This is a genomic window from Mycoavidus cysteinexigens (assembly GCF_003966915.1).
GTDB lineage: Bacteria > Pseudomonadota > Gammaproteobacteria > Burkholderiales > Burkholderiaceae > Mycoavidus > Mycoavidus cysteinexigens.
Genome location: NZ_AP018150.1, coordinates 756,721 through 772,670, shown reverse-complemented (window position 1 = coordinate 772,670; position 15,950 = coordinate 756,721). Strand labels below are relative to the sequence as shown.

Annotated in this window: 14 protein-coding genes and 1 pseudogene; 4 read left to right on the top strand and 11 right to left on the bottom strand. The window is 49.1% G+C overall.

All coding sequences use genetic code 11. From position 1 onward, the window contains the following. Positions 1-27: 27 nt before the first annotated feature. Positions 28-972: an IS110 family RNA-guided transposase gene (locus MCB1EB_RS03420; RefSeq protein WP_126353858.1), complete on the bottom strand. Its 945-nt coding sequence runs from the start codon at positions 970-972 to the stop codon at positions 28-30. Between the two features lie 279 nt (positions 973-1,251). On the opposite strand from MCB1EB_RS03420, the gene MCB1EB_RS11975 reads away from it, so the two are divergent. Continuing rightward, positions 1,252-1,443 (top strand): hypothetical protein, encoded by a 192-nt coding sequence (locus tag MCB1EB_RS11975; protein ID WP_161566169.1) that lies wholly within the window; start codon positions 1,252-1,254, stop codon positions 1,441-1,443. Between the two features lie 128 nt (positions 1,444-1,571). Here MCB1EB_RS11975 and MCB1EB_RS03410 read toward each other — a convergent pair whose 3' ends face one another. From MCB1EB_RS03410 to uvrC, 3 genes are all read right to left on the bottom strand, one after another. After that, positions 1,572-3,164, bottom strand: a complete 1,593-nt coding sequence (locus MCB1EB_RS03410; RefSeq protein ID WP_045362967.1) for an ABC-F family ATPase — start codon at positions 3,162-3,164, stop codon at positions 1,572-1,574. Between the two features lie 64 nt (positions 3,165-3,228). Further along, entirely contained in the window at positions 3,229-3,843 is a 615-nt protein-coding gene (gene pgsA / locus MCB1EB_RS03405; protein WP_045362970.1) for a CDP-diacylglycerol--glycerol-3-phosphate 3-phosphatidyltransferase, read from the bottom strand. Positions 3,844-3,920: 77 nt separating this feature from the next. Beyond that, a complete protein-coding gene (uvrC, locus tag MCB1EB_RS03400; protein WP_045362972.1) occupies positions 3,921-5,816 on the bottom strand; it encodes an excinuclease ABC subunit UvrC in 1,896 nt (631 codons plus the stop codon). A gap of 274 nt (positions 5,817-6,090) precedes the next feature. On the opposite strand from uvrC, the gene MCB1EB_RS03395 reads away from it, so the two are divergent. The 3 genes from MCB1EB_RS03395 to efp all read left to right on the top strand — a co-directional run bounded on the left by MCB1EB_RS03395 (position 6,091) and on the right by efp (position 10,229). Continuing rightward, positions 6,091-8,283: a hypothetical protein gene (locus MCB1EB_RS03395; protein WP_126353857.1), complete on the top strand. Its 2,193-nt coding sequence runs from the start codon at positions 6,091-6,093 to the stop codon at positions 8,281-8,283. A 122-nt stretch (positions 8,284-8,405) separates the two neighbouring features. After that, positions 8,406-9,569 carry an elongation factor P maturation arginine rhamnosyltransferase EarP gene (earP, locus tag MCB1EB_RS03390; RefSeq protein WP_045362980.1) on the top strand — a complete coding sequence of 388 codons (1,164 nt, stop codon included), beginning with the start codon at positions 8,406-8,408 and terminating at the stop codon, positions 9,567-9,569. Between the two features lie 102 nt (positions 9,570-9,671). Next, positions 9,672-10,229 carry an elongation factor P gene (efp, locus tag MCB1EB_RS03385; protein ID WP_026920950.1) on the top strand — a complete coding sequence of 186 codons (558 nt, stop codon included), beginning with the start codon at positions 9,672-9,674 and terminating at the stop codon, positions 10,227-10,229. Positions 10,230-10,273: 44 nt separating this feature from the next. On the opposite strand, the gene nagZ is transcribed toward efp, so the two are convergent. From nagZ to lepB, 7 genes and pseudogenes are all read right to left on the bottom strand, one after another. Then, positions 10,274-11,311, bottom strand: coding sequence for a beta-N-acetylhexosaminidase (gene nagZ / locus MCB1EB_RS03380; protein ID WP_045362982.1), 1,038 nt, complete (start codon positions 11,309-11,311; stop codon positions 10,274-10,276). Continuing rightward, positions 11,304-11,708: a holo-ACP synthase gene (gene acpS, locus MCB1EB_RS03375; RefSeq protein WP_045362984.1), complete on the bottom strand. Its 405-nt coding sequence runs from the start codon at positions 11,706-11,708 to the stop codon at positions 11,304-11,306. Before acpS ends, nagZ begins: the two co-directional genes overlap by 8 nt. A 9-nt stretch (positions 11,709-11,717) precedes the next feature. Continuing rightward, complete coding sequence (gene pdxJ / locus MCB1EB_RS03370) at positions 11,718-12,488, bottom strand: pyridoxine 5'-phosphate synthase (RefSeq protein ID WP_045362986.1); 771 nt, start codon at positions 12,486-12,488, stop codon at positions 11,718-11,720. Next, positions 12,485-13,285, bottom strand: coding sequence for a DNA repair protein RecO (recO, locus tag MCB1EB_RS03365; RefSeq protein WP_232034141.1), 801 nt, complete (start codon positions 13,283-13,285; stop codon positions 12,485-12,487). Before recO ends, pdxJ begins: the two co-directional genes overlap by 4 nt. After that, positions 13,278-14,171: a GTPase Era gene (era, locus tag MCB1EB_RS03360; protein WP_026920954.1), complete on the bottom strand. Its 894-nt coding sequence runs from the start codon at positions 14,169-14,171 to the stop codon at positions 13,278-13,280. The genes recO and era overlap by 8 nt, the downstream gene beginning before the upstream one ends. Before the next feature lie 55 nt (positions 14,172-14,226). Beyond that, positions 14,227-14,949: pseudogene (rnc, locus tag MCB1EB_RS03355) on the bottom strand (ribonuclease III); the annotation flags it as partial. Between the two features lie 102 nt (positions 14,950-15,051). After that, complete coding sequence (lepB, locus tag MCB1EB_RS03350; protein ID WP_045362988.1) at positions 15,052-15,939, bottom strand: signal peptidase I; 888 nt, start codon at positions 15,937-15,939, stop codon at positions 15,052-15,054. Positions 15,940-15,950 lie beyond the last annotated feature (11 nt).

Genomic DNA, 15,950 nt, shown 5'->3' with positions numbered 1-15,950 from the left:
AAAATCAAGTTAAATCTGTAATAAAAATCAAGTTAAATTTTCCATCCATGGTGATTGACGTTGTAGGATGCTATTAAGCATAGAGATGAGTTTACGAAGGACAGCAATAAGGGCCACTTTTGCAGGCTTTCCGGCTGCTCTTAAGCGCTGGTAAAAGGCTTTTAAATCTGGGTTCCAGCGAGTACAAGCTAGAGCAGACATGTAAAGCGTTCGCCGGGCGAGTGCTCGACCGCCTTGAATGAAACGTTTGCCTTTGTGTTTACCGCTATCGTGGTTGAAAGGCGCAACCCCTACGAGAGCAGCCAGCGACTTATGGTTTGACCGACCTAGCTCTGGCAAAAAGGCAATGAGATGCCAGGCCGTTAAATCTCCTACACCTGGAACGGAAGTCAACAAGGCATGCGTCGAACGCATGTCAGGCGTACCCTTGTACTGTTCAATGGCCTGCTCTATGTTAGCTATCGCCTTATCCAACCAATGAATATGCGCCTTGAGAGAACGTTTGATCAAGGCGTCAGTACAGTGCTCTAAATGATTGATTTCTCGTTGTCTATCTTTGCCTAATTGTTCGCGCCGTTTGAGCCAATCACCCAATTGTATTTGTTCTGCTGATAGTATCGGTTCATCTGCCTCTACCTGCATTGTGGCTGCGTAGGTTTGAATCAGTTTGGCATCGATTTTGTCCGTTTTTGCCAAGTAACCTTTACACCTGGCAAAGGCTCTGACTTTATTGGCATGGGCAACATGCACAGGGTAGCCTGCTTTTTGTAACCTCATCACCCATTCTTTTTCATAGCCGCCGCTTGCTTCGCATACAACTGCTCCTAAGTCGTTACCTGCGCTGATAAATTTTTTCAATGCTTTGATAAACTCACGCCATCCTTGTTCTTGGTTAATGACTTGAAAAAAAACTTCACCCATTTGTACATCTAAGGTACCTTTGCTGATATCTACACCCACATACGCTTTCATCGGACTAGTCTCCTAGTGGATTTGAACAGTTAGCTTTTCGCCTTACTTGTCGACCGGATTCGAGGCTTGCCCTCTCCCATCTGTTCGGCGCTTGCTAAAATAAAGAAGCAGGGAGGATCTTGTCTGACGTCCGGCACATTACATTACCTGTTCGGTTTGCGATCCCTCCCTGCTTACCTTATACATTGATCAAATCTATAAGGTAAAATCAATATACAAGTTCAGGTTACGCCAGCGTATTTTGCATTTTTCTAGATAATCTGACCTTGCCCCCATTTAGTGAATCCCTTAGCCGAGCAGATTATGCTGCCAGCGAGATTGGGCGGGCAAGCCACTTTTTCTCAAACGTCGCCAGGCCGCGTGGCTGCTCGCGCGATCCGGAGGCGGCTACGCGCTGTCGTTCAAGACGCTCAGCCGGGTGCTGGGGCGTCAGCCGCTCCTCATCTTACCGCCGGCACGACAGTATGCTGAATGGTTCGATGGCCTGGGCCGTGCCGCACAATTTCGGATCTGTGCCACTTGCTGCCAGGCGCGGGACTGAATAAGCAGTGCGGCACCCGCACTGCTCGATGCGCTCGCTTTTGAACCTTGGCTTAGAATTAATGAATGCCTTGGCTGTTCAAATACTCTTCGTAACTGCCCTGATAGTCATGAATCACGCCGTCGTTTCGCACTTCAATAATACGAGTTGCTAGACCACTCACAAACTCACGGTCATGCGAGACAAACACCAGCGTGCCGGCAAAACGCTCAAGCGCGATTTGGAGCGACTCAATGGATTCCATATCCATATGATTGGTGGGCTCATCCATCAACAGCACATTATGTTTGCCAAGCATCAAGCTGCCCCAAATCAGTCGACCCTTTTCACCACCAGAAAGAACTGCGACCGATTTTTTGACATCGTCCCCCGAAAACAGCAAACGGCCAAGCGTACTGCGGATGACTTGATCATCATCCCCTTCCTGCGCATGGCGCGCAAGCCAGTCTGTAAGAGTGATTGGGGTGGGAAAAGCAGCGGATGAATCTTGCGGCATATAGCCTATATTCGCATGTTCAGCCCATTTAATGGTGCCCGCATCCACCGCTAAATCGCCGAGCAGGGAGCGCAGCAAAGTGGTTTTACCCACGCCATTTTCCCCAATGATGGCAATTTTCTCACCGGCTTGCACCGTTATACTAAAGCGCTCAAAAAGTGTGCGATCGTAAGCTTTTTTAATCCCTTCGGCGGTGACTGCAAGATTATGCAGTTTTTTATCAAATTCAAAACGAATAAACGGATTTTGGCGCGAGGACGGCCTAATATCTTCAACCTTAATCTTTTCGATTTGTTTCATGCGGCTGGTGGCTTGCCGGGCTTTTGACTTGTTCGCGGCAAAACGGCGCACAAAATCTTGCAACTCACCTACCCGCTCTTTGGCTTTTGCATTGGCCGCCAGTTGACGCTCACGCGCCTGGGTAGAGGCAAGCATATAGTCATCATAAGTGCCCGGATAAACTTTGAGCGTGCCATAATCCATATCAGCCATATGCGTGCACACAGCATTTAGAAAATGGCGGTCATGCGAGATGATGACCATGGTTGAATTACGCTGATTTAAAATATCCTCAAGCCAGCGGATCGTATTAATGTCAAGGTTGTTGGTCGGCTCATCCAGCAACAATACATCGGGGTCTGAAAAAAGCGCTTGCGCCAGCAACACGCGCAGCTTCCAGCCGGGCGCAATCGCGTTCATCGGGCCTTCATGCTGATCGACCGGGATCCCTACGCCAAGTAACAATTCACCGGCCCGTGCGCTCGCCGTATAGCCATCATATTCAGCAAACTTAGCTTCGAGCTCGGCGGCGCGCATGTAATCATCGTCCGTCGCATCTGGATTCGCATAAATTGCGTCCCGCTCAGTCATCGCTTGCCACATTTGCACATGGCCCATCATAACAACATCTAGCACGCGCATTGACTCATAGCCGAACTGATCTTGCTTGAGTTTACCAAGCCGCGTATTGGCATCTAAAATCACATTGCCGGCCGAGGATTCAAGATCCCCGCCGAGGATTTTCATGAAGGTGGATTTGCCGCAACCATTCGCGCCAATTAAGCCATAACGATTGCCTTCGCCGAATTTAACGGAAATGTTTTCAAACAGGGGCTTAGCCCCGAACTGCATCGTAATATTAGCGGTGGATAGCACTGTGCATGCCTTTGATTAAAAAAAGGCTTATTTTAACAGCCAAAGGATAGACAGAAAACTGCTGTCACGACAGATTGTTAGCGTACCGACCAATTTGCGGCCAGGCACGTTTCAAATAATAAAACATTGACCATAGGGTCAGCGCGGTGGCTAAATAAATCAGCCACTCGCCCCACTCCCGCGTATTGATCACAAGGGTATTGGTGGGCTCAGCGCCCCACTCGATACTGATTGGACCATAAAACAGCAGCAATGGAATTGCGATCATCTGGCATGCCGTTTTAATTTTGCCCAGCGAATTCACCGTAATATGCTTGGCTGCGCCAATCTGCGCCATCCACTCGCGCAGCGCTGAAATAGTAATTTCCCGCCCCACAATCACCAGCGCAATCGCCGCATTCAGGCGCGCAAGCTGGACCAAAACCAACAGCGCAGCAGTCACCATCAATTTATCCGCCACTGGATCGAGAAACGCGCCAAAAGCCGAAGTTTGGTTCAATTTGCGTGCTAAAAAGCCATCAAACCAATCTGTTAATGCCGCCAAAATAAAAATTGTCGCAGCCGCAAAATCTTTATCTCTAGGCTCAAGCACATGATCCGGCAAATAGAAAACCCCGACAATCAACGGAATGAGTACAATCCGCAGCCAGGTTAGACAAAGCGGTAGGTTAAATAGCATAAGGTGCCTGCGGCAATCGAAAATAAAGTGGAATTGTGCCGGCTTGTCGCCCGCGGGACAAGTGTCATCGCCGCATTTCAATGCAATTGCTGGTAAATCTGCTTGGCCAACTCCAGCGAAATACTCTCAACGCTTGCCAGCTCTTCAATACTCGCAGCGCTCACGCCACGCATGCTGCCAAAGCGCGCGAGCAAACGCTGCCGACGTTTTGCGCCAACCCCTTCCAGCATTTCAAGCTGCGAAGTTTGGCGCGCTTTCGCCCGTTTAGCGCGCATACCGGTGATCGCAAAACGATGCGCCTCGTCTCGAATCTGCGCAATCAACATTAATGCAGCGCTGTCTCTACCCAGTTCAAGCGGTGCGCGACCATCAGCAAACACCAGGGTTTCCAGCCCAACTTTGCGCCCCTTACCTTTTGCGACCCCGACTAAAATGCCAAGATCGAGACCCAGTTCAGCCAATACTTGGCGCGCGACTTCAACTTGCCCTTTGCCGCCATCGACCAATATCAGATCCGGTAACGCACCGGGCGGCGCTAAGGCCACTTTTTCATAGCGGCGCATCAATACTTGGCGCATAGCAGCATAATCATCGCCTGGCGTCACATCGTTAATCGTATAACGTCGATATTGAGCATTTTGCATCTTGTGCTGGCTATAAACCACACATGAAGCCTGCGTCGCTTCACCCATGGTATGGCTAATATCAAAGCATTCAATCCGTAGCGCCGCAAAGTCCTCGCAGGCGGGCAAAAGGATTTGCGCCAAGGCGCGCGTGCGCGCTTGCTGCGAGCCTTGCTCCGCTAAAAGCTGAGCCAACGCCAGACGCGCATTGTGTTCCGCCATCTCTAACCAGGCTCGTTTTTGGCCACGTGGCTGATGCATCACTCTAACCCGATACCCAGCCTGTTGCGCAAAAAGATCAATTAACTGACGCTCTACCCGCACGGCTCCAACAATCATGAGTGGCGGCATCACATGGTTTAAATAATATTGGCCAATAAAAGCCTCCAGAATTTCCTTAGCGAAAGTCAACGCAGTAGACTCCGCGCCATCTGACTCGTTAGCATCGACGCAAGCGGCCTCAACCAACTCTAATGCATTCTGCACCTGCGTAGGGAAATACGCCTTATCGCCCAAATGCCGGCCGCCCCGCACCATCGCAAGATTGACACAAACCCGCCCACCCTGCATGGCAAAAGCGAGAATATCCGCGTTATTGTCGCCATCTGTCTCCACCGCCTGTTGCTGCAACACCCCTGCCAATGCGCTGATCTGATTGCGCACCACAGCCGCCTGCTCAAATTTAAGCTCGACCGCAAAACCATGCATTTTCTGCTCAAGCTCGCTCATAATCTCGCTTTGCTGGCCCTCCAGAAAACGCACCGCATTTTGCGTGTTGCGCCCATACTCCTCTTCGCTAATTGCGCCCACGCAAGGCGCTGTGCAACGGCCAATTTGATTTAATAAACAAGGACGCGTGCGGTGATTAAAGACCGAGTCTTCACAGGTGCGCAACTGAAACACGCGCTGCAAAATCCGTATACTCTCGCGGACTGCACCGACATTAGGAAATGGCCCAAAATATTGATGCTTTTTATCCATTGCGCCACGGTAGTACACCATACGCGGATAGCGATGTGCGCTGAGTTTTAGATAAGGGTAAGACTTATCGTCACGAAATAAAATGTTGTAGTGTGGCGCGAGCGCTTTAATTAGATTGTTTTCAAGCAGCAAGGCCTCTGCTTCGGAACGAGTCACAGTGGTTTCAAGACGCGCGATGCGTGCCACCATTAATTCAATGCGCGGCGAGCGGCGCGATTTAGTGAAGTAACTCGATACACGTTTTTTGAGGTCACGTGCTTTGCCAACGTAGAGAACTTGGCCTTGCGCATCGTAATAGCGATAGACGCCCGGGAGATGCGGCAATTGGGCGAGTTGTTCTGCGGGATTAAAAACAGAAATATCAGGCATTCGCTAAATTAAAATATTTATTTTGATTTTTTATAAAAATATTTTTGTAGTTTATTACATACAATTCTTTTGCTCAATATTTGATACGAAAATTTGCTTACCATGAATGGGCCTAGTGCATTAATAAATTAAAATAAACTATTAGAAAAGTTTATATAAATATTCTGTTCGAACGGTGCTACACTCGAAAGCTAAGTTTTCGAACGAACTTTCCTTTCCGTTCGATCAGCAAGCCTCATTGAATTTTTTCGTAGAACGTCAAATAGTCAACAAAATGAAACTTCTTAAATTTGCTAGCATCATTGCATTCCAAACACTCGCTGCATGCGGCGGTGGGGATGAGAATAACATGGAAAATGTTGGGACGCCTGCGTCCAAAATAAGCACCAAGAACTCTTCATCACCAGTGGGATCGATTAATATTACTGCACAAAGCGCGATTGAGGACTTAGCAATCGCCGCCGCCCCTATTACAAGCATTTCTGCGATATCAGCTTCGACATCCTCAAGCACCCATTCGAGTCCGATAATTGGCTCTACTACGAATTCACCGTCTCCTACCCCTACCCTCGAACTAGACAACTTTTTTGCGACACCAGCAGCTTCGACGTCCTCAAGCACTCATTCTAGCGAGACTCACGCTGCGCCTATCACGCCTCCCGCTGAAGACCAACAGACTCCTCAGACAATTATCCAGTCTCAACAGCCTCTAAGTGAGCCAAGAAATACCGCCTCAGGTCAGAATGCGCAGCAGGCATCAAGCAGTGGCAGGGAGGTTTCAGACAGTATCGAAAGCCCAAATGGCGTTCTAAAGCCATTACCCCTCATTACTCACCTCCGCTCCAATTCTAACGAGACTTACGCTGCGCCTATCACCCCTCCTGCTGATGATCCACAAACTTCTCCGACGGCTATCCCAGATAAACAACCTCTAAGTGAGCCAGGAAATACTTCCCCAGTGCAGAATTCGCAGCCGGCATCACACAGTAACATGAAAAATTCGGATAGCATCGAAAGCCCAAATGGCAGTGTCACGCCACTAACCATCACCACTCATCCCAGCCTCATCCTTAGCGAAGCTCACATTGCGCCTATCACATCTACTGTTGATGGCCAACAAACCCTTCCGCCAAATATCCAATACAAACAGTCCCTAAGTGAGCAAGAAAATGCCTCTCCCGCTCAGGATTTACAGCGGGGATTAAGCAACGACATTAAAACCTTAGACAGCCTCAAAGACCTAAGTGACACTTCCGATCCGCTATCCATCACTCACAATCCCAATTCTAGCGTGCTTCGTACTGATCCGATGACTCGCCTTATAGATGATCAAGAAACCAATGATGCAGACGACCCATATAAAAACGGCGGGGATAAGAGCGACCACGATATTATTTCAACATCTACTCATAGCTCTAATTTTCTTGACCAGCACTGTTCATTGCATGAAGGCGGTGAAGACACGCAAAACCAAGCTCAGAGGCAAGATCTTCATCAATACACGAATGACACAGCTACAATCGATACAAACAATGCCTCAGAGACAAAAACTCCTACAGAGAGCAAAATTTCAGACAATATGGACAAAGCGACCATGATTGTAACGCGTGAAGAAAAACCAGCACAAATACCTGTACAAAAACTACTTAACGAAGAAAATAACTACCCTGATTTCCAAGATGCGGAAATTTTATTAATCTTCAATGCGAATAACCACTTTGCCGCCACATTAGTAAAAGATGATGAAAATAACTGGTATGGGATATCCAATTATTTTTCAGAAAAAATAATTAAATTACAAACCAATCATAAAAATTGGCTAGACCAGAATATTTTAAATAAAGAAAAAACAAAAATTGTTTATTTTACTCAGCGTCAGCTTGACAACATAGAGCCCATCACAATAGACGAGCTCACCAATAGTCTAGCGTCTCTTCCTGAACAAACCGATCAATCTATCATAGATGCTCTTGGTGAGCTTCCTTCTGGTTCTATTTGCGTTGAACAATCGAGTACTGAAGATGAAGCCAAGTGGGTAAGATCATTTCTAGAAAATATATTTTTCTCCAAAGAGTTGCTGACTAATGATCACATTGATAAGCTAAAAAAAGCCGTCATGCACTCTCGAGCAAAAAGACAAATTAGTGATGACACTGAATCATTTATTAAAGAGGCGCTCAACTCTATAAAAGATTGCGCTCCCAATGATGAATCTTACAAAGCAATGGTAAATAATAGAAGAACCATCTTATACAAAAGCTTTGGTATGATAAAAAATCATGATATAAATACATTTAAAATAGATCAAATTATTTATAATTCAATCGTTAGCTTTTATGGAAACCCTTATTTATCATATAGCCCTGAAGAGGAAAATTCGTTTGTCGAAGTAGCAAACAACAATAAGATAAAGAGAGCTATTACAGATGATGAGGATTTTGTAATTATTAATATAAATACACCGTAAACACTGCGCAAAAAATTATTTTTCGCAAATATTTAATTAAAAATATTATTTATGACAAACAAGCATGTTGAGTGAGACAATGTTCGTTTTTATAGAGCATTGCCCTCCCTACTCACCAACTAATGCCAAGCTGCGATATCTTCTGCACCGTCATCGATAATTTCGGTGACATCGGCACAAGCTGGCGTCTAGCACGCCAGCTTGCTGCCGAGCGCGGCTGGCGAATCCGCTTATGGGTCGATAAGCTACAAGCCTTTAGCCGTTTATGTCCAACCATTGACCCGCAGGCCCGTACACAACAGGTCGGCGACATCATCGTCGAACAATGGTCAACCGATAGTGATATAGAACCCCATATCGAAGCGGCCGATATTGTGATTGAAGCCTTCGCTTGCAATCCACCACCCGCTTACATAGCCGCTATGGCTGACCGCGCTACCCATCAGCGCCCGCCTGTTTGGATCAATCTTGAATATTTAAGTAGCGAACCTTGGGTTGCGGATTTCCATTTAAAATCTTCGCCGCATCCAAGTTACCCATTACGCAAAACTTTCTTTTTCCCCGGCCTGGTTACAGGCACAGGCGGCGTCTTACGAGAGAGCGCATTATTGACCTCACAACAGGCTTTTATAGCATCGCCTAACGCGCGCACTAGATACTGCACTGAGCTGGGCATACCGCCCGCGGCCGCCCAAAGCACTTTAGTTTCGCTTTTTTCTTATGAAAACACCAACCTCGAGATTCTCCTGAGTGCGTGGCGCGAGAGCGCTACCCCGCTGACTTGTATTGCGCCAGACGGATTGATCTCAAGCGCTATTGCACGCTTCTTGGGAATGCCAACCCTCACCGTAGGCACCGTTGCAACACGTGGCAATTTAACCGTATGCGCGGTTCCTTTCGTTGAACAAAATCGCTACGACCCTCTACTTTGGGCTTGCGATCTTAATTTTGTACGTGGCGAAGATTCGTTTGTCCGCGCTCAATGGGCGCAAAAACCTTTTGTTTGGCAGCTCTACTCACAGCAAGATAATGCACATTACGTTAAACTTGAAGCGGCCCTGGCAGCCTATGCGTTAGGTTTGCCCGCTGATGCACGGCTAGCATTGACGCGCTTTTGGCGTAACTGGAATACCGCTTCCTCCTCGTCTGGATCGCTTGACTGGAATGATTTTTGGCAACACCGCAACACTTTGGCGCAGCACGCGCTTGCCTGGGCGCAAAGCCTGGTCAAGCTGGGCGATCTTGCTAGCAATCTAGCGCAGTTTTGCGAATCTCAGTTAAAATAGATACATCATTTTTTAAACTCATAAACAATATATAGCGTATCTTGTAAGGCTCGCATTTTTTGCGCGCAACTAAGGTACGAGATTTATTGGCACAGGACTTTTATGAAAATCGCTCAAGAACTCCGCATCGGCAACGTCATCATGGTCGGCTCCGATCCAATGGTGGTGCAAAAAACTGAATATAATAAATCCGGCCGTAATTCCGCCGTGGTTAAAATGAAAATGAGCAATTTGCTGACCGGCGCAGGCATGGAATCTGTTTATAAAGCAGATGATAAATTTGAAGATATTGTGCTGGAACGAAAAGAAGTGACCTATTCGTACTTTGCCGATCCGATGTATGTATTCATGGATGCTGACTATAACCAATATGAAGTCGAGCAAGAAAATTTAGGGGATGCATTGCATTACCTTGAGGCAGGCATGAAGTGCGACGTGGTTTTCTATAATGGCAAGGCAATTTCAGTTGAATTACCCACAATCTTAGTTCGTGAGATTATCTATACTGAACCTGCGGTGAAAGGCGATACGTCATCGGGCAAAGTGCTAAAAAACGCAAAACTTTCCACTGGGATGGAGCTTCAAGTACCGCTTTTTTGCAATATTGGGGATAAGATTGAAATCGACACGCGCACGCATGAGTATCGTAGCCGCGCCTAATCAATCGTAAGCCGTGAAGACCAAGGATGGTCTGCACGGTTTTTTCAAAGCGCAAGCTCGGCTAATAATGCTTGCGCCGCTAGATATTGCGGATGTTGCTTAAGCTCATGCCAAGGCAATGCCTCGCCACGCGCGGCCAGGCGTTGAATCCGGCGCGCTGAAATGGCGCAAGGCGTGTAACGTAATTCAGACAGCACACGCTCTGCCTCTTGTGGCCGGTTACACACCAGCACCATATCGCAACCCGCCTCCAGCGCGGCTTGCGCGCTCTCGACGAAGCCACCTATCGCCCGCGCGCCTTCCATCGATAAATCATCGCTTAAAATCGTGCCGGTAAAGCCGAGCTGGTCACGCAATATTTGCTGAAGCCAGATTTTTGAGAAACCCGCCGGCCGCACATCCACTGCTGGGTATACGATATGCGCCGGCATCACAGCGGTGAGAGATAAATCTAGCCAACTGTATGGCTGCGTATCGTGCAAAAGATCAGCCAGCGCGCGGTTATCCACCGGCATGGCATAATGTGAATCCGCTTCAACAAAACCATGACCCGGAAAATGTTTGCCGCAGTTGGCCATACCCGCTAATGCAAGGCCATGGTTTAGATTTTTTGCCAGTAACGCGACCACGCGTGCATCATGGTGCAAAGACCGATTGCCAATCGCTTTTGATTGCCCATAATCCAAATCCAATAAGGGTGTGAAGCTCAAATCAATGTTACTGGCGCGCAATTCCGTAGCTAAGATATAGCCCACCGCAGTTGCGGCGCGGGCTGCGAGCAACATATCTTGCTCCCACAGCTCGCCTAGACGGCGCATGGCGGGCAACGGCGTAAAGCCATCAGTTTTGAAGCGCTGTACCCTGCCGCCTTCATGATCCACCGTGATCAGTAAATCGCTGCGCACCGCGCGAATATGCGCCGTTAGCGCCACCAACTGCGCTCGACTCTGAAAATTGCGGGCAAATAAGATAACGCCCCCGGTGAGCGGATGCACAAGCCGGCGGATTTCTTCATCGGTCAATTCAGTGCCTGCAACATCCAGCACCACAGGCCCTAACGTATAAGCAGACGGATTAGACATGGGTTTTATCTTGTTCGGCAATGACGAAGGCAAGCGCATATTCACGCTCGTCACTGATGGTTACATGGGTCTGAATGCGCCGCGCAGCCAACCAATCCGCCAACTCCCCAAGCGCTACCGCAATCGGGCGACCACTTGGCTCATTCAGGGTTTGCAGCGCACGCCAAGTCATGGGCCAGTGCATACCGAGTCCAATCGCTTTGGAGAAGGCCTCTTTGACGGCAAAGCGCGTAGCCAGAAAAGCCAGCCCACGCACTTCGGAACGCACCGCGCGCGCACGATATTTTACCAATTCATCTGGACCCAGCACTTTTTCTGCAAAACGGCCAGCGGTACGCTCAAGCACGCCGGCGACTCGCTCTAGATGGATAATATCCGTCCCAATTCCATAGATCATTTATCCTCCCTAAGCCTGGGTTTGTGCGGCCAGCCGCGCAGTCACCATCAGCGCTTTCATTTCGCGCACGGCGTTTTCCCAGCCAACGAATAAGGCATGAGAGACAATTGCATGGCCGATATTAAGCTCCGCAATATTAGCCAGGGCCGCGATCGGCTGCACATTTGAATAATGCAACCCATGCCCAGCATTGACCTTGAGTCCAAGCGCAACGCCAAGTTCCGCCCCGCGCGCGATGCGTTCAAGCTCTAGGGCGCGCTCGTCTGCGTTACACGCTGCCGCGTAACGACCTGTATGCAACTCAATCACTGGCGCCAGCGTTTCACGCGCTGCGTGGATCTGGGTGGCATCGGGATCAATAAAGAGTGACACGCGAATTCCTGCCTCTGCAAGCTGGCGGCACGCGGTTTTGATTTGATTCAACTGACCGGCGATCTCAAGGCCGCCTTCGGTGGTTAACTCTTGCCGTTTCTCTGGCACCAAGCATACGTCTTGGGGCTGGATAGCGCACGCAATCGCCAACATTTCTGGCGTCAGCGCACACTCCAGATTCATTCTAGTTTGCAACAATGGACGCAAAGCACGCACGTCCGCGTCGCGGATATGCCGACGATCTTCGCGCAAGTGGAGCGTAATCACGTCAGCACCGGCGGCTTCAGCCGCTAGCGCCGCCTGCAACGGATCAGGGTAGTTGACGCCACGCGCATTGCGCAAGGTCGCCACATGGTCAATATTGACCCCCAAGTCAGGGCTAACAGCAGAGGGAAACAAAAGGCTCATAACGTGTGTAGATCGAGCAAAATTTGGCGCGTATTCAGCACCGCGCCCCCAAGATGGTGATGCAGTAAAAAACGCATCAGTTGCTTACTTTGCGTCAGGGTTAAGGCGCGCGTATATTCGTCACGCTCCATATCGATTAAGGTTTGCCCCGCGATCACCGGCCACTGCGCAGGTTCCGTGCCATGCGCCACGCGTACGCCCCGCTCTGGATCAAAGACATAGGTCCCATCTGCAGCCACGGGCTGACGCGTACCGGCAAGAGCATCAAAAGCGCTGGCGTAGCCTGTCTCGCGCAAGAGGATCCGCTCAAAGGAACGCAGCGCTTGCACTGGCGGCGCGCCAGCGCCCAGCCGCGTCAAAGTTAATACATAATGGTCAAAAAGCCGTTCACATGGATCTTCACGTGCACAGAATTTAAGCAGGAGTTCATTCGCATAAAAACCGCATAGCAACGCATGACCCGCTAGCGGCGGCATGCCGCCAACCCATTCAGCACCGGTGAGTGTGCGTAGTTCCGATTTGCCAGCCCAGGAGAGCGCTAAAGGTTGAAACGTTTGTAGCACGCCGCGCAAAGTTGAATAAGGGCGCTTAGCGCCTTTTGCAATTAATGCAAGCCGCCCGTAATCACGACTCAATACATCGATCACTACGCTCGTTTCACGATGTGGGTAACTATGCAATACGAAACCGGGTTGCTCCGCTACGCGGCGCTCCTGGCGCATCGCCGTGCGCTGACCAGGTTGGCTTGAAAGGGTTTGTGCGAGCGTTGCCGGAAGTAGCGGGGCTGCCTCATTCATAGCCATATGATTTTAGGCTCGCCGCATCAGCCGCCCAACCACTTTTGACTTTGATCCACACCTCTAAATAGACCCGAGCGTCAAGGCATTTTTCAATATCCATGCGGGCTTCGCTGCTGATCTGTTTTAGCTTTTCGCCTTTACTCCCAATCAGCATTGCCTTATGGCTATCGCGTTCAACTAAAATCGTCGCGAAAATGCGGCGCAAGCGACCTTCTTGTTCATATTTTTCAATCACCACCGTACTGGTGTAGGGAAGCTCATCCCCGGTCCAGCGAAAGATTTTTTCGCGCAAAATTTCAGCCGCGAGAAAACGCTCGCTACGATCGGTTAAATCATCTTCAGCATAAATGGCTTCACCTAGCGGCAGACGGGGGCGCACTAGGGTGAGTAATTTCTGCATATCGTCCGCGCGCTTGGCTGAGAGCGGCACAATCTCGCCAAAGTTGCGCAATGCGCCCATTTTTTTCAAAAACGGGAAGAGTTTGGCTTTGTCCGCCATCCGATCGAGCTTATTTATGATCAATAGTGTTGGCACCTCGAGCGGAATCAAATCCAGCACTTTTTGGTCTTCTACCCCAAACTGCCCGGCCTCAATCACAAACAATACGAGATCAACCGAATGAATTGCGCCGGCCACGGTGCGATTTAACGATCGGTTTAGCATCCCGCTATATTGAGTCTGAAAACCAGGCGTATCGACAAAAATATATTGTGCATCAGGCAAAGTTCGAATGCCGGTGATTCGATGCCGCGTGGTTTGGGCCTTGCGCGAGGTAATGCTGATTTTATGGCCGACCAGCGCATTCAGCAGAGTGGACTTGCCAACATTGGGCCGACCAATGATCGCAATCGTGCCACAATGGAAATCAGTAGAAAGATTCATTATCACTTCTCAAATTCGATTACAACTTTACTTTTGTTTTACCCAGCACACTGGGTTTTGGCTGGCGTGCGTGTTTTTCGCGCTTTGGTTTAGCGACCGCCGCGGCCGGCAAAATTTGCAGCGCTTCTAACGCACACGTTGCCGCAGCTTGCTCAGCCGCGCGCCGGCTGGTTCCAACGCCAAATACTTTTATCTCATACAGAGGCACCGCGCATTCAACCTCAAACTGCTGGCTATGGGCAGCCCCTCGAGTCGCCACTACAGTATAGTGCGGCAACGGGACTTTGCGGCCTTGCAAAGACTCTTGCAAGAGAGTTTTTGCGTCTTTACCTAGCGTCTCAGGGTTAATCTGCTCAACGATCGGCGCATAGAGATTTTCAATTACAGTTTGCGCAGCGGCAAAGCCACCATCTAAATAAACTGCGCCTAAAATGGCCTCAAGCGTATCCGCTAAAATCGACGGCCGCCGGCTGCCACCGCTTTTTAATTCTCCCTCGCCCAAGCGCAGCGCTTCGGCAAGATTGAGCGATTTGGCGATTTCATAAAGCGACTGTTGCTTCACTAAATTCGCACGCACCCGCGACAAATCGCCCTCGTTTAATGTCGAGAAGCGTTTAAATAGCAGCGCCGCTACCGTGCAATTCAAGATCGAATCGCCGAGAAATTCCAGCCGTTCGTTATGGTTTGCGCTATGGCTGCGGTGGGTCATAGCCTGCTGCAAATATCCCTTGTTACGGAATACATAATGCAGCCGGCTTTCTAGCGAGAATAAGGGCATAACGCTAAGTATAACGCAACCCATGCGCACGGCTAAAACACCTAGCGGTGGCGGGCAGTTTTTGGTCAGATGCCATATCTGCCAGTAAGAACAATCACACCATTAATTAAAATAGCCAATTCGTTTCAAATGGCTAAAATTAAGCCAAATAAAGAAAGCTCTACCAACCAAATTACGATCCGGCACAAAGCCCCAGAAACGACTATCTGCACTGTTGTCTCGATTGTCACCCATCACAAAATAGTGACCGGGCGGCACCTTGCAGACTACGCCATCGTTACTATACGTGCATTGGTCCCGGAACGGAAAATCATCTGCGCCGATGATAAACGAGGGCGCGCCCGGGCTGTTTAGAATTGCGTTTGTTTTATTGCCGATGGTTTGCTGGTAATGCTTAGCGTAGCTTATCCGTTCTTCGTCAAAATAATCCGGCAATGGAGTTTGGCGCACAGCCTGACCGTTGATGGTCAGATTTTTGTCTAGATACGCAACTGTATCGCCGGGCACGCCGATCACCCGTTTGATGTAATCAATCGATTCATCTTTGGGGTAACGAAACACCACCACATCGCCACGCTCTGGATTACGGTTTTCAATTATTTTTTTATTCAATACCGGCAAGCGCATGCCATAATTAAATTTATTCACTAGAATAAAATCGCCTGCTAGCAAGGTAGGTAGCATGGAGCTAGACGGAATCTTAAACGGCTCGACGACAAAAGAGCGCAGTAAAAAAACCACCAAAATAACCGGGAAAAAGTTGGCTGAATATTCAAGCCACCAGGGTTGCTGCAATGCGTCTCTATGCAGCCGAGCCCGCGTCGCCGTCATGCTGTCAGTCACGCTATCGAACTGCTCCAGTTGACGATCGTATTCTTCGAGTATCTGCTTGGCCATCTGACGGCGGCGCGGCAGCAATATTATTTTTTCAACTAGCCAAGCAAGCCCCGTTACGAGCACCAAAATAAAAAGAATCAGGGCAAAATTCATGAAAATTTACT